Raw genomic sequence first — 21,895 nt, forward strand, 5'->3', positions numbered from 1 at the left:
GGCTCCCAGTAGACGACTGGGTTGATAGGCCGGATATGGAAGCCCTGTGAGGGGTGGAGTTGACCGGTACTAATAGGCCGAGGGCTTGTCCTCAGTTGCTCGCGTCCACTGTGTTGTTCTGAAACAACGACCCGCCCGATTTCGGGTGTCTGGTTGACAGTTTCATAGTGTTTCGGTGGTCATAGCGTGAGGGAAACGCCCGGTTACATTCCGAACCCGGAAGCTAAGCCTTACAGCGCCGATGGTACTGCAGGGGGGACCCTGTGGGAGAGTAGGACGCCGCCGAACAATTCTTCTGAAGAACCCCCATCCGGGAATCCCGGATGGGGGTTCTTCGCGTTTCCGGGGCGTTTTCGGGCAGGTCCGACACCTCTGGGCGCCTCCCGATCGACCCCCGCCGAGTGGCTGGTCCACCGTCAATATGCCGCTAAAACCGTCTGATCAGCGCACTGATCAGCGGAAAGTCCGGTTGCACGCCGTAGTCTCGAAGGTGATGGGAACAGGTGTCCGGGGTGTTGCCCGGGCCGGGCCGGATCAAGAATGGTGCTCATGGGACGAGGCAGGCTGCGCATCTACCTCGGGGCGGCCCCCGGGGTCGGCAAGACGTACGCCATGCTCGCCGAGGCGCACCGGCGGCAGGAGCGTGGCACGGACGTCGTGGTGGCGTTCGTGGAGGACCACGGCCGCCGGCGGACTTCGGACATGGTCGCAGGGCTGGAACTGGTGCTGCGGCAGCAGGTGGTGCACCGGGGCGCCCGGTTCTCCGAGATGGACCTGGACGCCGTCCTCGCCCGCCGGCCGCAGGTGGTCCTGGTCGACGAGCTGGCGCACACCAACGTCCCGGGCTGCCGCAACGACAAGCGCTGGCAGGACGTCGAGGAGCTGCTGGCGGCCGGGATCGACGTGATCTCCACCGTCAACGTGCAGCACCTGGAGTCGCTCGGCGACGCCGTCGAGGGCATCACCGGGGTGCGCCAGCGCGAGACCGTCCCGGACGAGGTGGTCCGGCGGGCCGACCAGATCGAGCTGGTGGACATGTCCCCGCAGGCGCTGCGACGGCGGCTGGCGCACGGCAACGTGTACGCGCCGGAGAAGATCGACGCCGCCCTCGCCAACTACTTCCGCCCGGGCAACCTGACCGCGCTGCGCGAGCTGGCGTTGCTGTGGACCGCCGACCGGGTGGACGAGTACCTCCAGAAGTACCGGGCCGAGCAGGGCATCGAGGGCACCTGGCAGGCCAGGGAGCGGATCGTGGTGGGCCTGACCGGCGGGCCCGAGGGAGCCACGCTGATCCGCCGGGCGGCCAGGATCGCGGCTCGGGTCTCCGGCGGTGAACTGCTCGCCGTGCACATCTCCCGCTCGGACGGGCTGGTGGGCTCCGGCTCGCCGCAGACGCTGATCGAGCAGCGCGTCCTGGTGGAGAGCCTCGGCGGCTCCTTCCACGCGGTGCTGGGCGACGACCCGGCCGCCGGGCTGCTGGACTTCGCCCGGGGCGTGAACGCCACCCAGATCGTGCTGGGCACCAGTCGGCGGCCCGCCTGGCAGTACCTGTACGGGCCGGGCGTCGGCACCACGGTGACCCGGGAGGCCGGGGACATCGACATCCACATGGTCACCCACGAGCACGCCGGGCACGGCCGGCGCGGCAAGATACCCGTCCGCCGGATCACCGACCTCGGTCGCACCAGGACCGTCGCCGGCTGGTTGATCGGGCTGGTCGGCCCGCCGCTGATGGCGATCGTGCTGACCGCGATCGGCGGGCTGGGACTCTCCACCGACATGCTGCTGTTCCTGTCGCTGACGGTGTGCGCGGCGCTGGTCGGCGGGCTGCTGCCGGCGATCGGTTCGGCGCTGGTCGGCTCCTCGGTGCTGAACTTCTACTTCACCCCTCCGCTGCACACCTTCACCATCAACGAGCCGCAGAACATCATGGCGGTGGCGATATTCACCATCGTCGGCATCTCGGTGTCGTCGGTGGTGGACCTCGCGGCCCGGCGCACCCAGCAGGCGGCCCGCAGTCAGACCGAGGCGCAGACGCTCAGCGCGCTGGCCGGCACGGTGCTGCGCGGCGCGCCGAACGGCGACGGGGTGCTGACCGCACTGATGGAGCAGGTCAGGGAGACCTTCGGGCAGGAGAGCGCCGCGCTGCTGGAGCGGCCCGATCCGCTCTCCGCCTGGGTGGCGGTGGCCGGCGCCGGGCCGCGCCCGCCGCAGCGGCCGGAGGAGGCCGACGTGGACGTCCCGGTCGGCGAGAGCCTGGCGCTGGTGCTGCGAGGCCGGGTGCTGCCCGGGGCGGACCGCCGTCTGCTCGGGGCGTTCGCCGCGCAGGCCGCCGTGGTGCTGGAGCGCCGCCGGCTGTCCCGGGAGGCCGCCGAGGCCCGCCGGGAGGCCGAGGGCAACCGGATCCGGACGGCCCTGCTGGCCGCGGTCTCGCACGACCTGCGCACCCCGCTGGCGGGGATCAAGGCCTCGGTGAGCTCGCTGCGTTCGGCCGACGTCGACTGGGACCCGGCGGACGAGGCCGAGCTGCTGGCCGGCATCGAGGCCGGAGCCGACCGGCTGGACCACCTGATCAACAACCTGCTCGACATGAGCCGCCTCCAGACCGGTACCGTCACCCCGCTGATCCAGGAGACCGACCTGGACGAGGTGGTGCCCTACGCGCTCGGCGGGGTGCCGCCGGAGTCCGTCCGGCTGGAGGTGCCGGAGACGCTGCCGATGGTCCGGGCGGATGGCGGGCTGCTGGAGCGTTCGCTGGCCAACCTGGTCGAGAACGCCGTCAAGTACAGCCCGGACGGCGTCAGGGTGCTGGTCAAGGCCGACGAGCTGCGGCAGCCGGGGGTTCCGTCCAGGGTCGAGCTGCGGATCGTGGACCGCGGTCCCGGCGTCCCCGAAGACGCCAAGGAGAAGATCTTCGCGCCGTTCCAGCGCTACGGCGACGCGCCGCGCGGCGCCGGGGTGGGCCTCGGGCTCGCGGTGGCGCGCGGTTTCGTCGAGGCGATGGACGGTACCGTCACCGCCGAGGACACTCCGGGCGGCGGCCTGACCATGGTCGTCAGCCTGCCGGTGGTCGAACGGCCGCCCGACACGGGGGAGCCGGGCGGCGAGGGTGGCGATCCGCTCGCGGAGCTGATCACCTGAGAACCGGCGGTTCACCGGCCGGGCCCGTCACCCCCTCCGGCGCCGTACGCGGCGGCGAACGCCGTGGAGCAGTCCCCCAGTCCGTAAGTCAGACAGCCCTGAAAGGCGGAGCCCGTAAATGACCCGGGTCCTCGTCGTGGACGACGAACCGCAGATCGTCCGCGCGCTGGTGATCAACCTCAAGGCCCGCAAGTACGAGGTGGACGCGGCCCATGACGGCGCGAGTGCCCTGGAGCTGGCCGCGGCCCGCCATCCCGACGTGGTCGTCCTCGACCTGGGCCTGCCCGACATGGACGGCGTCGAGGTGATCCGCGGCCTGCGCGGCTGGACCCGGGTGCCGATCATCGTGCTGTCGGCCCGGCACGCCTCGGACGAGAAGGTCGAGGCGCTGGACGCCGGTGCCGACGACTACGTCACCAAGCCGTTCGGCATGGACGAGCTGCTCGCCCGGATGCGGGCCGCGGTGCGGCGGGCCGAGCCGGTGGCCGGGGAGGCCGACTCGCTGGTGGTGACCGAGTCCTTCACCGTCGACCTGGCGGCCAAGAAAGTCAACCGGGACGGCGTCGACGTACGCCTCACTCCGACGGAGTGGCACCTGCTCGAGGTCCTGGTCCGCAACGCCGGGAGGCTGGTCAGCCAGACCCAGCTGCTCCAGGAGGTGTGGGGCCCGGCCTACCGCACCGAGACCAACTACCTGCGGGTCTACCTCGCCCAGCTGCGCCGGAAGCTGGAGCGCGACCCCTCGCACCCGCGCCACTTCATCACCGAACCGGGCATGGGATACCGCTTCGAGAGCTGACCGCCGCTGCCCCCGGCGGCCGTACGACCTGCCGCCAGGGGGCCGGAACCCGGTACCCTTCCGGCATGAGTGGTGACAACAGCAGCGGCCAGCCGCAGGGGCGGTTCCGCCGCATGCTCAGCCGGCTGACCTCTTCGGCCGAGGAGCTGGACGCCGAGGAGCTGCGTCAGGAGAGCGCCGCGGAGTCCGGCTGCACGCCGATCGCCGGCTGCGGGGACCGCGAGCTGGTCACCGTCGCGGGCACGCTGCGCACGGTGACGCTCCGCCCCAGGGCGGGGGTGCCCGCGCTGGAGGCCGAACTCTTCGACGGCACCGAGGCGTTGGACGTGGTCTGGCTCGGTCGTCGCTCGATCGCGGGGATAGAGCCCGGTCGACGGCTGGTCGCCAGCGGCCGGATCGGTCACGCACGCGGGCGCCGCGTGCTGTTCAACCCCCGCTACGAGCTGCGTCCGGTCGGACACGGGAGCGAATGAGCGTGAGCAACCACCCCGGCGGCGAGGCCGCCGCCCAGCTCGACCCCGCCGTCGACCCCGCCGACGCGGAGGCCGCCCGCAGGGCCGCCTCCAAGGAGGCCGCCGACACGGTGCTCCAGGCCTTCGGCGGCGTCCGCGGCATGATCGACATGACGCTGCCAGGCCTGGTCTTCATCGTCACCTACAACCTGACCCACCAGGTCAGCACCTCGGCCTGGGCCGCGCTCGGCCTGAGCGCCCTGCTCGTGGTGGCCCGGCTGGCGCGGCGGGAGACCATTCAGCACGCCTTCAGCGGGGTGTTCGGCGTCGCCCTGGGCGCCTGGATCTCGATGAAGAGCGGCAAGGCCGAGGACTTCTACCTGCCCGGCCTGCTCTGGAACGTCGGCTACTGCGTCGCCCTGGCGACCTCCGCCCTGGCGCGCTGGCCGATGATCGGGGTGATGCTCGGCCCGATCACCGGCGAGATGTTCACCTGGCGCAAGGAGAACCCGGGCCGCCTGGCCGCCTACACCAAGGCGACCTGGGCCTGGGTGGTGATCATGGGCGCCAAGCCGTTGATCCTCTTCCCGCTCTACTTCACCCACAACGTCAACCTGCTGGGCTGGCTGAAGGTCGCCCTCGGCATCCCGCCGCTGCTGCTGGCGATGTACGTCACCTGGCAGATCCTGCTGAAGGCGCCGCCGCCGATCAAGGCGCAACTGGACGACGAGGAGGAGCCGGCGAAGTAGCCGGCCCCCGCGGAACAGCGGAAGGGCCCGTACCCCGGCGAGGGGGTACGGGCCCTTCCGCTGTCAACCGTCCTACTGGGCGCCCGAGGTGGCCGACAGCAGCTCCTCCAGCTCCTCCTCGCGCTCCTGCGCGGCGACGAAGAGCAGCTCGTCGCCGCCCTCCAGGGTGTCGTCCTTGCCCGGTACCAGCACCCGGCCCTCGCGGATGATGGTCACCAGCGCGGTGTCCTGCGGCCAGGCGACGTCGCCGACCCGGATGCCGACCAGTTCGGTGTCGGAGGCCAGGGTCAGCTCGACCAGGTTGGCGTTGCCCTGGCTGAAGCGCATCAGGCGGACCAGGTCGCCGACACTGACGGCCTCCTCGACCAGCGCGGACATCAGACGCGGGGTGGACACGGCCACGTCCACGCCCCAGGACTCGTTGAAGAGCCACTCGTTCTTGGGGTTGTTCACCCGGGCGACCACCCGCGGCACCGCGTACTCGGTCTTGGCGAGCAGCGAGACGACCAGGTTGACCTTGTCGTCACCGGTCGCGGCGATCACCACGTGGCAGCGCTGGAGCGCGGCCTCGTCCAGCGAGGTGATCTCGCAGGCGTCGGCCAGCAGCCACTCCGCCATCGGGACCCGCTCCACCGAGATGGAGTTCGGGTTCTTGTCTATGAGCAGGACCTCGTGGCCGTTCTCCAGCAGCTCGCCCGCGATCGAGCGGCCCACGGCACCGGCCCCGGCAATGGCGACCCGCATCAGTGACCCTCCTCCTTCGGCCCCTGCGCGAACGCGGCCTCGACCGCCGTCAGGTCGGTCCGGCGCAGCATCACGTGCACCAGGTCGCCCTCCTGCACCACCATCTGCGGCGAGGGGAGCATCCCCTCGCCGAGCCGGGTGACGAACGCCACCCGGGCGCCGGAGGCCTCCTCCAGCTTGCTGATCCGGTGGCCGAGCCAGCGCGGGTCGTACGCGACCTCGGCGAGCTGCACGCCACCGCTCGGGTCCTGCCACAGCGGCTCGGCGCCGCTCGGCAGCAGCCGGCGCAGCATCTGGTCGGCGGTCCAGCGGACCGTGGCCACGGTGGGGATGCCCAGGCGCTGGTACACCTCGGCGCGACGGGGGTCGTAGATCCGGGCGGCGACGTTCTCGACGCCGAAGTTCTCCCGGGCCACCCGTGCGGCGATGATGTTGGAGTTGTCACCGCTGGAGACCGCGGCGAAGGCGCCCGCCTCCTCGATGCCCGCCTCGCGCAGGGTGTCCTGGTCGAAGCCGACGCCGGTCACCCGGCGCCCGTTGAACCCGGCGCCCAGCCGACGGAAAGCGGTCGGGTCCTGGTCGACCACGGCCACCGAGTGGCCCTGTTTCTCCAGAGCTCTGGCGAGGGCCGAGCCCACGCGGCCGCAGCCCATGATGACGATGTGCACCGGCGCTTACCTCACCCGTCCTGAAGGGGTCTTGACCTGCGCAAACACCGTTCATCTCCGTTTCCCGCCCGGTCGTCCGGGACGAGGGTCCTCGTGGGGGCGCCGACCCGGCAACGCTCGACAACCAGAGTGTTGCCCGCCGACTCGTATCCGACACGCTAGCCGGTCCACCGAACGCAGTCGCGACGAAGGGGGGGACAAACGGCGGAGCCCCGACCGGGGAGCCCCTACGATTCCTTAACGTGCCTATGCCGACTGACCTTCCGAAACGCATCCTGATCGGGCGCGCCCTACGCAGCGACAAGCTGGGCGAGACGCTGCTGCCCAAGCGGATCGCGCTGCCCGTGTTCGCCTCGGACGCGCTCTCCTCGGTCGCGTACGCCCCCGAGGAGATCCTGCTCACCCTCTCCATCGCGGGCGCCTCGGCGATCCACTTCTCCTGGCAGATCGGCCTCGTCGTGGCGGTCGTGATGCTCGCCGTGGTGGCCTCGTACCGGCAGAACGTGCACGCCTACCCCAGCGGCGGCGGCGACTACGAGGTCGCGACCGTCAACCACGGGCCGGCCGCCGGCCTGGTGGTCGCCAGCGCGCTGATGGTGGACTACGTGCTCACCGTGGCCGTGTCCACCACCTCGGGCGTCGCCAACGTCGTCTCCGCGGTGCCCGCGCTGCGCGGCCACGAACCGGTCCTGTCGGTGGTCGTGGTCGTGGTGCTGATGGGGATGAACCTGCGCGGCGTGCGCGAGTCCGGAAGCGCCTTCGCCGTGCCCACCTACGCCTTCATGGTCGGCGTGATCGGGATGGTCGGCTACGGGGTGTTCCGGCACTTCGCGCTCGGCCAGGACATGCCCGCCGAGAGCTCCGGTTTCCACCTCGCCGCGACTCCGGGCAACGACTCGCTGGCCGGCTTCGCGCTGGTCTTCCTGCTGCTGAGGTCCTTCTCCTCCGGCTGCGCCGCGCTCACCGGTGTGGAGGCGATCTCCAACGGCGTGCCGGCCTTCCGCAAGCCGAAGAGCAAGAACGCCGCCACCACGCTGCTGATGATGGCGAGCATCGCCGTCGTGATGTTCATGGGCATCATCTGGCTGGCCAGGCTGACCGGTGTCCAGATGGCCGAGAACCCGACCGAGCAGCTGGTCGGCACCTCGCCGGACTACCACCAGAAGACCGCGCTGGCGCAGATCAGCGAGGCCGTGTTCAACAACTTCACGCCCGGCTTCTACTTCGTCGCGGCCGTCACCGGTCTGATCCTGGTGCTCGCCGCCAACACCGCCTTCAACGGCTTCCCGGTGCTCGGCTCGATCCTCGCCCAGGACCGCTACCTGCCGCGCCAGCTGCACACCCGCGGCGACCGGCTGGCCTTCTCCAACGGCATCATCCTGCTGGCGATCGCCGCGATCCTGCTGATCCTCGCCTTCAACGCCGACCCGAACCGGCTGATCCAGCTCTACATCGTCGGCGTCTTCGTCGCCTTCAACATGAGCCAGTCCGGCATGATCCGGCACTGGACCCGGCTGCTGCGCACCGAGACCGACCCGGCCAAGCGCCGCCACATGCAGCGCAGCCGGGCGATCAACGCCTTCGGCCTGGTGATGACGATGGCCGTGCTGATCGTCGTCCTGGTCACCAAGATCAGCCACGCCTGGATCGCGATCGCCGCGATGGCCGTGCTGTTCGTGATGATGAAGGGCATCCGGCGCCACTACGACCGGGTCTCCGAGGAGCTCATCGCCGCCGAGGCGCCGGACGACGTGGTGCTGCCCACCCGGGTGCACGCCATCGTCCTGGTCTCCAAGCTGCACAAGCCGGCGCTGCGCGCGCTGGCCTACGCCCGGCTGGCCCGGGCGCACACGCTGGAGGCGGTCTCGGTCAACGTCGACCCGGAGGACACGGCGGCGCTGCGGCGGGAGTGGGACGAGCGCGGCATCGAGGTGCCGCTCAAGGTCCTGGACTCGCCGTACCGCGAGATCACCGGGCCGGTCCTGGACTACGTGAAGAACCTGCGGCGCAGCAGCCCGCGGGACGTGGTCTCGGTCTACATCCCGGAGTACGTGGTCGGCCACTGGTACGAGCACCTGCTGCACAACCAGAGCGCGCTGCGGCTCAAGGGACGGCTGCTGTTCAAGCCCGGGGTGATGGTCACCTCGGTGCCGTGGCAGCTGGAGTCCTCGGAGCGGCGCAAGCCGCAGAAGGCCTGGTCGGCGCCGGGTGCCGTCCGGCGTGGCGAGCCCCGGGCGCCGAAGGCCGTAAAGTCGAAGGATTCCGACTTCACCGGTGGGAACACCGGTGACACCCCCGACCGCAGCAAGGACTCCTCCCAGTGACCCGCAACACTCCGCCCCGTTCCTCGGGCTCCTCCGGCAAGGGCGCCCGCCGGGGCGGCTCCCAGCCCGGGCAGGTCTCCCGGCCGCGCTGGGGCCGGCCGGCCCGTCCGGAGGCCACCGACCGCGACGGCCTCACCGCTCGCACCGCGCCGATCGTTCCGGGGGAGCGGGAGGACCGGGAGCCCGCAGGGCCCCCGGCCGGGAAGGGCAAGGGCGCGGGCAAGACCGCCGGGGGGAAGGCCGTCGGCAAGGCCCCGGGCAAGGCTGCGGGCAAGGACGCGGGCCGGGGCAAGGGGGCCGGCCAGGACGCGCCCAAGGGGGCCGCGGGTGCCGGCCGGAAGGCGCCGCGCAAGCAGGCGGTGCGGCCGCCCAAGGCGCTGCGCACCGCCGCCGCGCGCCCGTCGCGGCCGGAGGCCCCCACCGGGGAGCCGCTGGCCGGGCAGCGCTACGAGGTCGAGGTCGGCCCGGTCGCGCACGGCGGCGGGCACTGCGTGGCCCGGCACGAGGGGCGGGTGCTGTTCGTGCGGCACGCGCTGCCCGGCGAGAAGGTCATCGCGATGGTGACCGACGGGACCTCCACCTCGCGCTTCCTGCGGGCCGACGCGGTGGAGGTGCTGGAGCCCGCCAAGGAGCGGATCGAGGCGCCCTGCCCGTTCGCCGGTCCCGGCAAGTGCGGCGGCTGCGACTGGCAGCACGTCACCCCGGGCGGGCAGCGCAAGCTCAAGGGGGCGGTGCTGACCGAGCAGCTGGCCAAGCTGGCCGGGCTGACCCCGGAGGAGGCCGGCTGGGACGGCAGCGTCGAACCGGTCGGCGGCAAGCTGCCGGCCGGGCAGGTGCCGGCCTGGCGCACCCGGGTGCAGTACGCGGTGGACGCCGCGACCGGGAAGGTCGGGCTGCGCAAGCACCGCTCGCACGAGGTGCAGCCGGTGGACCGCTGCCTGATCGCCGCCGAGGGCGTCACCGAGCTGGGCATCGAGGCCAGGACCTGGCCGGCCGTGGCGAGCGTCGAGGCGATCGCCGCGACCGGCTCCTCGGACCGCCAGGTGGTGCTCACCCCGCGCGAGGGCGCCCAGCTGCCGCTGGTCGAGCTGGACAAGCCGGTGTCGATCGCCCGGGTGGACGAGCAGGGCGACGTGCACAAGGTGCACGGGCGCGGCTTCGTGCGCGAGCGGGCGGCCGGGCGGACCTGGCGGGTCAGCAACGGCGGCTTCTGGCAGATCCACCCGGAGGCGCCGGACACCCTGGTCGACGCGGTGCTGGACGGGCTGGACCCGCAGTGGGGCGAGAACGCGCTCGACCTGTACTGCGGCGTCGGCCTGTTCGCGGGCGCGCTGGCCGACCGGGTCGGCGAGGACGGCGCGGTGCTCGGCATCGAGTCCTCCAAGCAGGCCGTGGCCGACGCCCGGCACAACCTGGCCGCGCTGGACAACGTGCAGATCGAGTGCGACCGGGTCGAGACGCTGCTGCCGCGCACCGGCATCACCGCCACCGACCTGATCGTGCTGGACCCGCCGCGCTCGGGCGCCGGCCGCGAGACCGTCGCCCACCTGGTGGGCCTGGAGGCGCGCCGGATCGCGTACGTGGCCTGCGACCCGGCGGCGCTCGCCCGGGACCTGAAGTTCTTCCGCGAGGGCGGCTACCGGCTGGTGTCGCTGCGGGCCTTCGACCTGTTCCCGATGACGCACCACTTCGAGTGCGTGGCGATCCTGGAGCCCGCCGGGGAGTGATCCCGGCACCCGGCAGTCACGGCGGAGGCGGTCACCCGGTCGGGGTGGCCGCCTCCGTCGCGTCCGGGCCGGCTACTGGTTGTGCTCCTCCTCGTCGGCGCTGTGCGGCAGGTCGATGCCGTGCTGGGCGGCGAGCCGCAGGAGCGAGGCGACCCGGCCCTCGTACGCCTGGACGCCGTCGGCGTCCCCTTCGGCCCGGGCCGCCGCGAGGTCCCGGCGGGCCTGGGCGAGCTGCTCGCGCAGCTCCTGGTCGAACATGGCTGTCATCGGTCGGCCTCCGCACCGGTCGGCGCCCGCTCGGGGGAAACGCGGGGGGAGTTTCAGAGTCCCTGACGGCGGGGGACCCGACAAGTCCCGCTCCGCCTGCCGGGGCCCCGGCAGACGCGGGACGGGGCCCGCTGCCCGGCGGAGGGTCAGGCGGTGGCAATGCGCTGGTAAAAGATGGCGCGGGTGGCGGGGTCCTGCCCCGGGAGGGGGCTTGACGAGGCAATTCACGGGGGCGAAGGTAAGCCGCTGGCATGTCATGTGTGCTGTTGCACCACCCCCTCGGGCGGCAGCCTCCCGACGCCGTCGGCCGGGGGCGGCCGGTGCGGGAGGGGGAGCGTCATGGAGCTGGAGCTGCGGCACCTCCGCGTGCTGTGTGCCATCGCCGACACCGGGAGCGTCGGCCGGGCCGCCGTCCTGCTCGGCGCCTCGCAGCCGGCGACCAGCACCCAGCTGCGCCGGATCGAACGCCACCTGGGCGCCCCGTTGTTCGAGCGCACCACGGTCGGTGTCGCGCCGACCGGCTTCGGGGCCGAGGTGGTGGCCGCCGCCCGGGAACTGCTCACCCGCGCCGACTGCCTGGGCCGCCGCCCGGACGCCCTCGCCGGGCCCGCCCCGCGAGCGCTGCGGCTCGCGGCGACCAACTCGCCGATCCTGCCGGGGCTGGTCACCCGGGCCCGGCACCAGCGGCCCGGGCAGCGCTTCACCGTGACGTCCGTGTACCGCTCCTCGGACATCGTCGAGCTGCTGGAGCAGGGCGAGGCGGACGCCGCGGTGGCCGTGGACTACCCGGGCCGGGAGCTGCGCCACTCGCCGGCCGTCGCGCACCGCGGCATCGTCACCGAGCCCGTGTTCGTCGCGCTGCCGGCCGGCCACCGGCTGAGGCACCGCACCGAGGTGGCCCTGGCGGACCTCGCGGGGGAGGAGTGGTTCCTGACACCCGACGACGGGGCCGGCTGGCACGGCGTGTTCCACGGGGCCTGCGCCGCGGCCGGGTTCACCCCGGCGACCGTCCACGAGTTCCTCGGCGGCCGGCTGGAACTCCAGGAGATGATCGCCGCCGGGCTCGGCGTCTCCGTCGTCCAGGCCACCACCCGGCCGCTCGCCGACGTGGTGGTCAAACCGCTCGCGGGGACCCCGATCTGGGTCCGACAGCTGCTGGTCTGGCGGTCGGCGGGGGTGGGCGGGGAGGTGGTGGAGACGCTGTTCGGGGCGGCGGCCGCGGCCTGCCGGGACCTCATCGCGGCCGCGCCGGGCTTCCAGGCGTGGGCCGCGCGGACGTACCGGCCGGGCCGGCCGAGCCGGCCGTAGGGCGGGCCGGGGCCGGGGCCGGGGCCGGGGCTGGGCAGGGTTCCCGGCCGGTGGGGTGCGACTGCGGGGTGTGACTGCGGGGTGTGACGGCCGGATGTTATGGCCGGGTCCAGCAATGTCATATGACCTGTGACATTGTTCCACCCTCCGGGGGCTGGCAGGATCATGCCGCGTTCCCCCACGCCCCGGCAGTCCTCCCAGCGCCTCCCCCACAGGAGAAGGACCCCACCAGTGCGCCCACGGATATCACTCCCCACCCTGCTGGCCGGCCTCGTCGCCGGCTGCTGCGCCGCCGCCACGTTGGTGCCGGCCACGGCGTCCGCCGCTTCCGCCGCCGCCTCCGCCGTTTCCGGTGCGGCCGACCGGTCCACGGCCGGAGCCCCGGCCGCCGACCCGGCCTCCGTCCTGCCGAAGCCGCTCGGCGCGTTCCTCACGGTCGACCCGGCCGAGCAGTCCCGGGCGGCCGAGGACCTCGCCCCCGTGGCCAAGCCGCTGCCTCCGGCGCTGCTCGGCCAGGTCGTGATGGGCCAGCCGGCCGGCACCGCCGTGCAGACCACGCCGCGCCCGGCCGCGGCGAAGCCCGCCCCGGCCAAGCAGGCCCCGGCCGCGCGCGGCGCCGCCGGTGCGACCGCCGCCGCGCAGAGCTGCACCCCGGCCGACTTCGGCAGCCGCAGCGGGGCCGACCTGGTCTCCTTCATCGAGAGCTCGACCACGGACTGCGTCAACACGCTGTTCAACGTCACCGGCACCGACGCGGGCAGCATCTTCAAGGAATCGAAGATGCTGGCCGTCACCAACGCCTTCCAGGCCATGGCGGGCGGCTACACCGGCGACAACTCGACCGCCATCCTGCAACTCGTGCTCTTCCAGCGGGCCGGCTGGTACGTGCAGTCGTACAACCCGGACGCGGTCGGCCCGTACGACGGGGCCCTGACCAGCGCCTCCAAGGCCGCCCTCGACGCGTTCTTCGCGGCGCCGCACCGCACCGACGTCAGCGACGGCAACGGCACCGTGCTCAACGAGGTGCTGGTGCTCACCGACAGCGCCAACCTCCAGGGCAGCTACCTGGGCGTCTACAAGCAGGTGCTGAACGGCTACGACAACTCGTACAACGCCTACCCGAAGATGCTCAAGGCGGTCAACGCGGTGCTCTCCGCGCCGCTGTGGCGGGGCAACTGGAACCCCGACTTCGTCAAGGCGGTCGGCGCCGACCCGAGCATCGGCGCCACCCTGGGCGACTTCGCGCTGAACCACAAGGACCTGCTGGGCACGGCCAACGCCTACCTGGACGTCAACGCGGGCAACGACCTCGGCCGGATGGCCGGCGACGGCCCGGCGGTCGAGGCCGCGGTCAAGGACAAGGTCAAGGCCGTCCTCGACGGCGTGCAGATCACCGGCGTCACCGGCCCGCTGTACGTCCACACCGCCTTCCAGGCCAACTACTACGACGGCGGCCAGTGTTCGTACTACGGCATCTGCGACCTGCCGGCGAAGCTGACCGCAGCGGTGCTGCCGAACCAGCTGGTCTGTGACAACCGCACCATCAAGACCGAGACCCTGTCACCCGCCGACCTCGCCGCCGTCTGCGCCAGCCTGCGGGGCGAGGACACCTTCTTCCACAAGCTGGTGAAGGACAACGGCCCGATCCCCGGCCAGTACGACAAGGAGCTCACCCTCGCGGTCTTCGCCAACCAGGCGGACTACCTGACGTACTCCTGGGCGATCTTCAACAACTCCACCGACAACGGCGGACAGACCGTCATGGACCCGACCGACCCGAACAACCGGGCCGTGTGCGTGATGTACCAGAAGTCCTGGAACGACGGCTTCACCGCCAACGTGTGGAACCTCAACCACGAGTACACCCACTACCTGGACAACATCCACGACCTCAAGGGCAACTTCTCCACCGAGATCTCCGTCCCGGACATCTGGTGGATCGAGGGCGTCGCCGAGTACCAGTCCTACGCCTACCGCGGGACCACCGACACCCAGGCGATGGCCGAGGCCGCCAAGCACACGTACAAGCTGAGCACCGTCTTCCAGAACACGTACGGCAATTCGGACACCGTGCGGACCTACCCGTGGGGCTACCTGGCGGTCCGGTACATGTTCGAGAAGCACCCGGCCGACATCGACGCCATGCTCGCGCACTTCCGCACCGGCGACTACCAGGGCGGCTACGCGGTCTACAACGGCATCGGCACCGGCTACGACGCCGACTTCGACGCCTGGCTCGACGCCTGCGCCGGCGGCGCCTGCTACGCGGCCGGCCCGACCGCGCTGTTCGGCCAGTCCGTCTCCGGCGCGACCGTCACGCTGACCGACAAGTCCGTCCAGACCGGCCCCGGCCGGATCACCGGCTGGCACTGGACCTTCGGTGACGGCAGCTCCTCCGACGAGCGGAACCCGTCCCACACCTACGCCGCCGCCGGCACCTACACCGTCGCGCTGACCGCCACCGACGGCAGCGGCAAGACCGCCAGCACCCCGGCCTCCGTCACCGTGACCACCGGCGGAGGCGGCGGCCCCACCACCCCGCCGGCCTGCACCGACCCGCGCACCGACGCGCTCGGCAAGAACTGCTCGCGCGCCAACCAGTCGGCCGCCGCCGGCAGCCTGGACTACCTGTACGTCTACCTGCCGGCCGGCACCAGCACCCTGAAGATCACCACCTCCGGGGGCACCGGCACCGCCTACCTGTACTACAACGACAGCACCTGGGCCTCGCCGAGCGCCCACACCGCGGCGTCCACCAATCCGGGCACCACCCAGAGCATCACGGTGACCAACCCGACGGCCGGCTACCGCTACGTGAGCCTCTACGCCAACACCGACTTCAGCGGGGTGACCGTCAGCACCCAGTTCTGATCCGCCCCCCCACCGGCGCGGGCCGGGTCCGTGGCAGCAGCCGCGGGCCCGGCCGTCCGTCGTCTTCGCGGCGTTCCGGTGACGGCCGGGTTGCGCCGGGGCGTGCGGCAGGTGTGCGGGCGGTGTGCGTGCGCCCTTGTTGTGCTAGCACTTGAGCGCTAGCTTGAACGGCATGGGTAAGAAGCAGCTGAACGTGCGGGTCGACGCCACGACCGCCGAGATGGCCCGGGAGCGGGCGGAGCAACAGGGGATCAGCATGAACCAGTACATCGAGCGCCTGGTCCAACAGGACATGGGCGAGTCCGGACGGGCCTTCGTGGACGCGGCAGCGCAGTTCATGAAGGAGTACGAGACGGCCTTCCTCGCCGAGTTCGGGGAGCCGGGCGACCTCCAGGACGTGCGCCGTTGAAGCTGGAGGTGGACCTCTCGTGGCTGCTCATGACCGCCGAGCAGTACACGCCCGGTGACCCGCAGGTCACCGACTACGGCTCGCTGCTCGCTGCCGTCACCCGCCACCAGGCCGAGATATTCGACATCGCCGTCTACCCCGAACCGCAGGACCGCGCCGCCGCGCTGATGCACCAGCTGATCCGGGTGCCCGCGCTGGAGAAGACCAACGAACTCTTCGCGACCGCCGTCGCCTACGCCTACCTGGTCGCCAGCGGATGCACCGTCGCCACCACCGCCCGTGAGGTGCGCAGCCTCTCCCGCGCCATCCGCGAGGGGCGGCTGGGGGTGTCGGGCGTCGCCGAGCGGCTGGCGGCCTGGGTGGTGGACGAGGCGGAGGGGGAGGGCGTCACCGGGGCGGACGAGGAGGACGAGGACGACGACTGACCGGCGCCGACCCCGGCGGGGGTGGCGGGGGTCCGTAGAGGTCCGCCGGGGGTTTCCGGGCCGGCTGCTCCCGCTCGGCGGGCTACTGCTCGGCCGGCTGCTGTTCGGCCGGCTGCTGTTCGGCGGCGGGCTCCGCGATCAGGGCCGTCGCGAAGGTGCGGAAGCCGGCCCGGCGGTAGATCCGGGCGACGTCCTCGTCGGCGGCGGACAGGAACACCGTCCGCACCCCGTTCGCCCGGGCGTGCCCGACCAGGGCCGCGGTGACCGCCAGGCCCAGCCCGCGGCGGCGCGCGGACGGGAGCGTGCCCACGCCGGCCACCTCGGTGACCGCGCCCACCGGGTTGTGCTGGCCCGCGCACAGGGCCGTGCCGTCCTCGAAGGCCGCGGCCAGCACGGTGGTGCCGGCGGCGACCCGCAGGGAGACCTGCCCGGCCGTGCCGTCGGCCGTCAACGCCGCCGCGCTCTCCGCGAGTTCGGCCGCACAGGCCGGGCCGATGGCGGTGCCGGGATCGGCGAAGGCCAGGTGCGGCACGGCGACGGCGGCCGCCAGCTCCGGCGCGTCCGGCGCCAGCACCCGGACCTCCACCCGCCCCGGCAGCTCGGGCGCCGGTGCCGGTTCGTCCTGCGGGCCCAGCACCAGCAGCGGGTGCTCGTGCACCGTCAGTCCCGCCGCCTCGACCGCCGCGCGCAGCTCCGGGTTCCGCTCGGCCACCCACTCGAAGGCCTCCGGCGCGCCCAGCTCCCGCTGCCGCTCCAGCACCCGGCGGACGTCCTCGGCGGTGGCGGCAGGGCCGGTGTGGCCGAGGGCCGGGCGGGCGTAGTACGGCCAGCCGGCCCCGTCGCGGACGAACAGGGTCAGCGGTCCGAAGTCCTCGGTGCGGGCGGCGCTGCGCGGCACGGCGTCGTAGTAGCGCTCGATCTCGTCGAGTAGGGCGTGGTCAGGGGCATGATCGGCAGGGGTCACAGCGTGCATCCAAGCAGCGGCGGGTGCGGGGTGCCACCCGTTTTCGCGCGCGGTCCGACCCGCCGGTCGCGCCCGCGGGGGGCGATTGTTGCCGAACGCTTACCCGCTCGCAGCGATCTTGTGCGGGCGCGGCGTGCATGCTGATGCCTTTACAGCTCTGCCGAGGGGGACGGCGGACGTCTGCACGAGGCGAGGCAAGGGGAGAAGACAGGCCCATGAGGCTCTGCTTTCTGGTGGAGGAACACTACCGGCACGACGGCATGCCACTCGACGTGGCACGCCAACTCACCGCGTGGGGGCACCGGGTGGACGTGCTGCGCCCCGGGGACTCGCTGCTGGCGATCTCCGAGGAGGTCCGGGCCGGCAGCCACGACGCCTGGGTGCTCAAGACCGTCTCCGGCGGGCCCGGGCTGACCCTGCTGGAGTCGGCCGCCGCCGTCGGTCTCACCACGGTGAACGACGTGCGTTCGATCCGGGGGGTCCGGGACAAGGCGATCGCCGCGGTCATCGGCCGCACCCGCGGCCTGCCCGTCCCGGTGACGTACGCGGCCGCGCGCTGGGAACGGCTGGCGGAGATCCCGGCCGCCGAGTACCCGTTGGTGGTCAAGCCCGCCGACGGCAGCTCGGGGCGCGCCGTCCGGCTGGTGCGCAGCCCCGACCAGCTGCTGGAGGTCGGGCCGGAGCTGGCCGGGGAGGGGCTGCTGATCGCGCAGCCGTACGTGCCCAACCCGGGCACCGACCTCAAGGTGTACTGCGTCGACGGCGAGCTCTTCGCGACGGAACGCTCCTCCCCGCTGCACCCCGGGCAGGGCGTGCGCGAGCGGCAGGTGCCGCTGCCGGGCAGCGTCGCGCGGATCGTGGCACAGGTCGGCGAGGTGTTCGGGCTGGACCTGTACGGGGTCGACGTGCTGCTCGGGCCGGACGGGCCGGTGGTGGTGGACGTCAACGACTTCCCGAGCTTCCGGCAGGTGCCGGACGCGGTGGCCAGGGTCGCCCGGGCGGTGCTGCGGCTCGCGCGCAGCGGGACGGCGGTGTCGGTGCCCGGCGGGCCGGCCGCCGCGCTGGTGGCGGCCGGCGGCGACCCGTACGGGCAACTCGGTTTCGGTGAGGGGGAACTGCTGTGAGGGTCGGGCTGATCACCGGAGACCCGGGGCATCCGGTGCTGGCGGCGGCCGCCGGGCTGCTGGTGAGGCGGGGGCACGAGGTGGTGGCCGTGCCGCCCGCAGGTCCGGTGGCCGGGCCGGCCGACGTCTACCTGCTCAAGGCCCGCACGCCGCAGGCGCTGGCGCTGGCGGCGGAGCTGGAGCGGTGCGGGGCTCCGGTGGTCAACTCGGCGGCGGCCACCGAGCTCTGCCAGGACCGGGTGAGGATGGCCGACCTGGCGCGCGCCGCCGGGCTGCCCTTCGCGGACACGGCCGCCGCCGGGCCGCTGGGCGGACTCGCCGGTCCGGCCTACCCGTTCGTGGTCAAGAGCCGGCACAGCAGGCGGCACGACCTGGTCGCCAGGGTGGACGGGCCGGACCGGCTGCGCGAACTCGCCGGGCACTGGGCCGAGGAGCCGGTCGTCACCCAGCCGTTCGTCCCCGGGACCGGCTGGGACCAGAAGCTGTGGGTGGTCGACGGGCAGGTGTTCGCGGCCCGGCGGCGCTCCGAACTCGCCACCGGCACCGGGAAGTCGGGGCGGGCGGAGGACTGGGAGCCGCCGGCCGCGCGGGCCGCGCTCGCACTGCGCGTCGGCGAGGTGTTCGGGCTCGACGTGTACGGGGTCGACCTGCTCGACGGGCCCGCCGAGCCGGTCATCGTGGACGTCAACGCCTTCCCCGGGGTCCGCGGGCGGCCCGGCGCGCCGGAGGCGCTCGTGGCGCTGGCGCTGCGGGTCGGGGCGGAGCGGGGGCGGGGGCGGGGGCTCGTGGAGCCGGGCCTCGCGGGGTCCGGGCTCGCCGGGGGCGCTCGGTAGGGGCCGTCGGGCGGGGTTGCGGGTGCGCCGGGACGGCGGGCCCGGGGCAGGACGGGCGGGTCGGGGCCAGCCGGGGCGGGTCGGGGCGTCGGGTCCGCCGGGGTCGTTAGGCTGGCTGGCGCCCCGACCGGCCGGGGCGTACGGCGAGAGAAGACGGAACCTTGCTCCAGGACATCGAGCGCTACCTGGCCTGCCCGCACTGCGCGCAGGCCCTCACCCGGCACGACCGCAGCCTGCGCTGCCCGGCCGGGCACAGCTTCGACCTCGCCAAGCAGGGCTACGTCAGCCTCCTCGCCGGCGACGCCCACACCGGCACCGGGGACACCGCCGAGATGGTCGCCGCCCGCGCGGACTTCCTCGCCGCCGGGCACTACCGGCCGATCGCCGAGGCGCTGGCGGAGGGTGCCGCGGCCGTCTCCGGTGAGTCCCACGGCCTGGTCGTGGACCTCGGCGCCGGCACCGGCCACTACCTGGCGCACGTCCTGGACGCCCTGCCCGGAGCGGCCGGCGCCGCCCTCGACATCTCCAAGTACGCGCTGCGCCGCGCCGCCAGGGCACACCCCAGGATCGGTGCCGTGGTGTGCGACGCCTGGCGGCCACTGCCGCTGCGGGACGCCTCGGCCGAGCTGATGCTCAACGTCTTCGCCCCGCGCAACGGACCCGAGATCCGCCGGGTGCTGCGCCCCGGCGGCACCCTGCTGCTGGTCTCGCCGACCGCCCGCCACCTCCGCGAACTCGTCGTCGCACTGGGGCTGTTGTCGGTGGACGAGGAGAAGCAGCGGCGGATCGACGAGAAGCTCGGGCCGTACCTGGAACCCGTGGAGCGGCAGGAGGTCGAGTTCACCCTGCGGCTCGGCCCGCAGGACGTGCGCACCGTCGTCGGCATGGGGCCGAGTGCCTGGCACACCGACCCGGAGCGGCTCGGCGCGGCGCTCGCGGGGCTGCCCGAGCCGGTCGAGGTGACGGCCTCGGTGACGGTGGCCACGTACCGGCGCTGAGCGCCACGTTGGGATGAATCTGCCGCGCAGGCACGTTTCTGCCGGTCGGCCTGCGGCTAACGTCCGACGGGTGAACCGCGACGCCACCAGGACCGCAGAGCCGGCCCACCTCCGACCGGGCGCCCCGGGGCCGGGCCGACCGCCCGTGCCGCGCCCCACCGTCGAGGAGCTCCGGCTCACCTCGTTCAAGTCCTACCGGCGGGCGGTCCTGCCGCTCGCGCCCCTCACCGTGCTGCACGGGCCCGCCGGGGTCGGCAAGTCCAACGCCCTCGACGCGCTGGCCGTGCTGTCCCGGCTGGCCCTCGGCGAGGAGATCGCCGACTCGCTGGACGGGCTGCCCGAGCGAGCCGGCCCGCTCGCCGCCCCCGTCCGCGGCGGCCTGGACGGGTGCGTCCCGCACGGCCGGGACGCGATCATCCTCGGCTGCACCGTCCGCTCGCCGCACGGCCTGATCAGGCTCGACGTCGTGATCCGCACCGACGGTCCGGTCCGGATCGCCAGGGAGTCGCTCACCCTCGACGGCCGGACCCTGATGGACACCGGCGAGCAGGACGTCCGCCACCGGCGGGTCAACGTCTGCTGGCACAACGACACCCGCCAGGGCGACATCCGGGCACCGTTCCCCAGCGGCACGATGATCACCGCGCAGCTGCCGCTGCGGGTCGCGGGCTCGTCGGCCGGCGAATGCCTCGTCCTCGCCGCCACCGAGGACCTGCTCACCGCGCTGCGCGAGGTCTTCGCGCTGCACCCCGTCCCCGCGCTGATGCGCGGCTGGGCCAGGGCCGACCCGCAGGCCAGGCTGCGCAGCAACGCCGCCAACGTCTCCGCCGTCATCGCCCGGCTGAGCAACGAGTGCCCGCGCCGGTACGGGCAACTGCTGCGCGCCGTACAGTCCGCCGCGCCGCACCCGCTGCTCGGGCTCACCCTGGCCGAGCGCGAGAGCGGGGGAGTGCGGCGGGTCCTCGCCGTCTTCGACGAGGGCGTCCTCGGGCGCACCGGGGCCGACCAGGCCTCCGACGGCATGCTGCGCCACCTCGCCTTCGCCGCGGTGCTGCTGACCGGGGCCGGGGTGCTCGACCTCGACGTGGCCGCCGAGGTGCCCTGGGCGCACCGGCAGCTCACGGTGCTGGCCGAGGACCTGGGCGCCGGGCTCTCCGTCGAGCAGGCCGCCACGCTGCTGCGGCTGGCGCGGGACATGGCGGAGCGCAGCCAGCTGCGGGTGGTCGCGGCGCTGCAGGAGCCGGCGGCGGCGCGGGAGGCGCTGGGCGACGCGTCCGGAGGCGGGGTGGTGCTGGTCGAGTGCAGGCGGGACCCGGACTCGGGGTTCACCGTGCTGCGGCCGGAGACGGCGCGGGTGCCGGTCCAGTGCGGGCGCGGGGAGGGGGCGGGTGGGGTTCCCCCGACGGGGGAGGGCCCGGCCGGATCCGGGAGCGGCGGCGGGGTTCCCCCGACGGGCGGGGCTGCTCCGGTGAGTGGGGCTGCTCCGGAAGCCGGGGCTCCCGCGGAGGGCGGGGCTTCTCCGGACGACGGTGGGGTGGCAGGCCGCGATGCGGTAGACCTGGAGGGGTGAGCGAACGAATGACGGGGCCGGCGGAGCCCACCGTGGAGGCCTTGCGGCAGCGGTTGGCGGACTTCGCGGCGGCCCGGCGGTGGGAGCCCTTCCACACGCCGAAGAACCTGGCGGCGGCGTTGAGCGTGGAGGCGGGGGAACTGCTGGAGATCTTCCAGTGGCTGACGCCCGAGCAGGCGGCCGCGGTGATGTCCGACCCGGAGCGCGGGCACCGGGTGCGTGACGAGGTCGCGGATGTGCTGGCGTACCTGTTGCAGTTCTGTACGGCAGTCGGGGTGGATCCGCTGGAGGCCCTGGCGGCCAAGATCGAGCGGAACGAGCTGCGCTTCCCGGTGCCGGCGGACGCGGTCGGCGCCGACGAGGGCTCGGCGGGCACCGACGGGGGTGCGGTCGGCATCGACGAGGGCGTGGCCGGGGCTCCCGAAAGTGTGACCGACGTCAACTCGGATGTGGACGACCAACCCTTGTGAGGGACGGAAGTTATCCACAACCCCCGACTTTTCCACAGCTTCTGACAACGCG

At 73.1% G+C, this 21,895-nt stretch carries 19 protein-coding genes and 2 rRNA genes; 17 read left to right on the plus strand and 4 right to left on the minus strand.

Annotated elements, in window-relative coordinates; translation table 11 throughout:
* From ACIQOW_RS00005 to ACIQOW_RS00030, 6 genes are all read left to right on the plus strand, one after another.
* Positions 1-93: ribosomal RNA gene (locus ACIQOW_RS00005) — 23S ribosomal RNA — on the plus strand; the annotation flags it as partial.
* 78 nt (positions 94-171) lie between these two features.
* Positions 172-288, plus strand: a 5S ribosomal RNA gene (rrf, locus tag ACIQOW_RS00010).
* A gap of 261 nt (positions 289-549) precedes the next feature.
* The gene (locus ACIQOW_RS00015) at positions 550-3,141 is read left to right on the plus strand and encodes a sensor histidine kinase KdpD (RefSeq protein WP_188300852.1); all 2,592 of its coding nucleotides are present in this window, start codon (positions 550-552) and stop codon (positions 3,139-3,141) included.
* Between the two features lie 118 nt (positions 3,142-3,259).
* On the plus strand, positions 3,260-3,940 hold the full coding sequence (locus ACIQOW_RS00020) for a response regulator (protein WP_316521557.1): 681 nt from the start codon (positions 3,260-3,262) through the stop codon (positions 3,938-3,940).
* 65 nt (positions 3,941-4,005) lie between these two features.
* The gene (locus ACIQOW_RS00025; protein WP_188300850.1) at positions 4,006-4,413 is read left to right on the plus strand and encodes an OB-fold nucleic acid binding domain-containing protein; all 408 of its coding nucleotides are present in this window, start codon (positions 4,006-4,008) and stop codon (positions 4,411-4,413) included.
* A gap of 2 nt (positions 4,414-4,415) precedes the next feature.
* Positions 4,416-5,141: a DUF3159 domain-containing protein gene (locus ACIQOW_RS00030; protein WP_401077773.1), complete on the plus strand. Its 726-nt coding sequence runs from the start codon at positions 4,416-4,418 to the stop codon at positions 5,139-5,141.
* Positions 5,142-5,213: 72 nt separating this feature from the next.
* Here the strand turns inward: ACIQOW_RS00030 and ACIQOW_RS00035 are convergent, their stop codons facing one another.
* On the minus strand, positions 5,214-5,885 hold the full coding sequence (locus ACIQOW_RS00035) for a TrkA family potassium uptake protein (protein ID WP_188300848.1): 672 nt from the start codon (positions 5,883-5,885) through the stop codon (positions 5,214-5,216).
* Positions 5,885-6,553, minus strand: coding sequence for a TrkA family potassium uptake protein (locus ACIQOW_RS00040; RefSeq protein ID WP_188300847.1), 669 nt, complete (start codon positions 6,551-6,553; stop codon positions 5,885-5,887). Before ACIQOW_RS00040 ends, ACIQOW_RS00035 begins: the two co-directional genes overlap by 1 nt.
* A gap of 248 nt (positions 6,554-6,801) precedes the next feature.
* On the opposite strand from ACIQOW_RS00040, the gene ACIQOW_RS00045 reads away from it, so the two are divergent.
* Together ACIQOW_RS00045 and ACIQOW_RS00050 are read left to right on the plus strand one after the other, a co-directional pair.
* Positions 6,802-8,877 carry an APC family permease gene (locus ACIQOW_RS00045; protein WP_401077777.1) on the plus strand — a complete coding sequence of 692 codons (2,076 nt, stop codon included), beginning with the start codon at positions 6,802-6,804 and terminating at the stop codon, positions 8,875-8,877.
* A 431-nt stretch (positions 8,878-9,308) separates the two neighbouring features.
* On the plus strand, positions 9,309-10,604 hold the full coding sequence (locus ACIQOW_RS00050; RefSeq protein ID WP_401079737.1) for a class I SAM-dependent RNA methyltransferase: 1,296 nt from the start codon (positions 9,309-9,311) through the stop codon (positions 10,602-10,604).
* A gap of 72 nt (positions 10,605-10,676) precedes the next feature.
* On the opposite strand, the gene ACIQOW_RS00055 is transcribed toward ACIQOW_RS00050, so the two are convergent.
* Positions 10,677-10,871 carry a hypothetical protein gene (locus tag ACIQOW_RS00055; RefSeq protein ID WP_401077780.1) on the minus strand — a complete coding sequence of 65 codons (195 nt, stop codon included), beginning with the start codon at positions 10,869-10,871 and terminating at the stop codon, positions 10,677-10,679.
* A 339-nt stretch (positions 10,872-11,210) separates the two neighbouring features.
* On the opposite strand from ACIQOW_RS00055, the gene ACIQOW_RS00060 reads away from it, so the two are divergent.
* From ACIQOW_RS00060 to ACIQOW_RS00075, 4 genes are all read left to right on the plus strand, one after another.
* The gene (locus ACIQOW_RS00060) at positions 11,211-12,179 is read left to right on the plus strand and encodes a LysR family transcriptional regulator (protein ID WP_401077783.1); all 969 of its coding nucleotides are present in this window, start codon (positions 11,211-11,213) and stop codon (positions 12,177-12,179) included.
* A gap of 231 nt (positions 12,180-12,410) precedes the next feature.
* The gene (locus tag ACIQOW_RS00065) at positions 12,411-15,050 is read left to right on the plus strand and encodes a collagenase (protein WP_401077785.1); all 2,640 of its coding nucleotides are present in this window, start codon (positions 12,411-12,413) and stop codon (positions 15,048-15,050) included.
* A gap of 172 nt (positions 15,051-15,222) precedes the next feature.
* The gene (locus tag ACIQOW_RS00070; RefSeq protein WP_045703875.1) at positions 15,223-15,459 is read left to right on the plus strand and encodes a toxin-antitoxin system HicB family antitoxin; all 237 of its coding nucleotides are present in this window, start codon (positions 15,223-15,225) and stop codon (positions 15,457-15,459) included.
* Entirely contained in the window at positions 15,456-15,884 is a 429-nt protein-coding gene (locus ACIQOW_RS00075; RefSeq protein WP_224284003.1) for a fic family toxin-antitoxin system, toxin component, read from the plus strand. Before ACIQOW_RS00070 ends, ACIQOW_RS00075 begins: the two co-directional genes overlap by 4 nt.
* A gap of 82 nt (positions 15,885-15,966) precedes the next feature.
* Here the strand turns inward: ACIQOW_RS00075 and ACIQOW_RS00080 are convergent, their stop codons facing one another.
* Positions 15,967-16,857: a GNAT family N-acetyltransferase gene (locus ACIQOW_RS00080; protein ID WP_401077790.1), complete on the minus strand. Its 891-nt coding sequence runs from the start codon at positions 16,855-16,857 to the stop codon at positions 15,967-15,969.
* 206 nt (positions 16,858-17,063) lie between these two features.
* On the opposite strand from ACIQOW_RS00080, the gene ACIQOW_RS00085 reads away from it, so the two are divergent.
* From ACIQOW_RS00085 to ACIQOW_RS00105, 5 genes are all read left to right on the plus strand, one after another.
* Positions 17,064-17,972 carry a RimK family alpha-L-glutamate ligase gene (locus ACIQOW_RS00085; RefSeq protein WP_401077793.1) on the plus strand — a complete coding sequence of 303 codons (909 nt, stop codon included), beginning with the start codon at positions 17,064-17,066 and terminating at the stop codon, positions 17,970-17,972.
* The gene (locus tag ACIQOW_RS00090; RefSeq protein ID WP_401077796.1) at positions 17,969-18,805 is read left to right on the plus strand and encodes a RimK family alpha-L-glutamate ligase; all 837 of its coding nucleotides are present in this window, start codon (positions 17,969-17,971) and stop codon (positions 18,803-18,805) included. Before ACIQOW_RS00085 ends, ACIQOW_RS00090 begins: the two co-directional genes overlap by 4 nt.
* A gap of 161 nt (positions 18,806-18,966) precedes the next feature.
* A complete protein-coding gene (locus tag ACIQOW_RS00095; protein WP_401077799.1) occupies positions 18,967-19,803 on the plus strand; it encodes a putative RNA methyltransferase in 837 nt (278 codons plus the stop codon).
* Between the two features lie 70 nt (positions 19,804-19,873).
* Positions 19,874-21,373, plus strand: a complete 1,500-nt coding sequence (locus tag ACIQOW_RS00100; protein ID WP_401077802.1) for an AAA family ATPase — start codon at positions 19,874-19,876, stop codon at positions 21,371-21,373.
* A gap of 8 nt (positions 21,374-21,381) precedes the next feature.
* Positions 21,382-21,843 carry a nucleotide pyrophosphohydrolase gene (locus ACIQOW_RS00105; protein WP_401079739.1) on the plus strand — a complete coding sequence of 154 codons (462 nt, stop codon included), beginning with the start codon at positions 21,382-21,384 and terminating at the stop codon, positions 21,841-21,843.
* Positions 21,844-21,895 lie beyond the last annotated feature (52 nt).

Origin of the sequence: Kitasatospora sp. NPDC091335, from assembly GCF_044757205.1 — a bacterium.
GTDB lineage: Bacteria > Actinomycetota > Actinomycetes > Streptomycetales > Streptomycetaceae > Kitasatospora.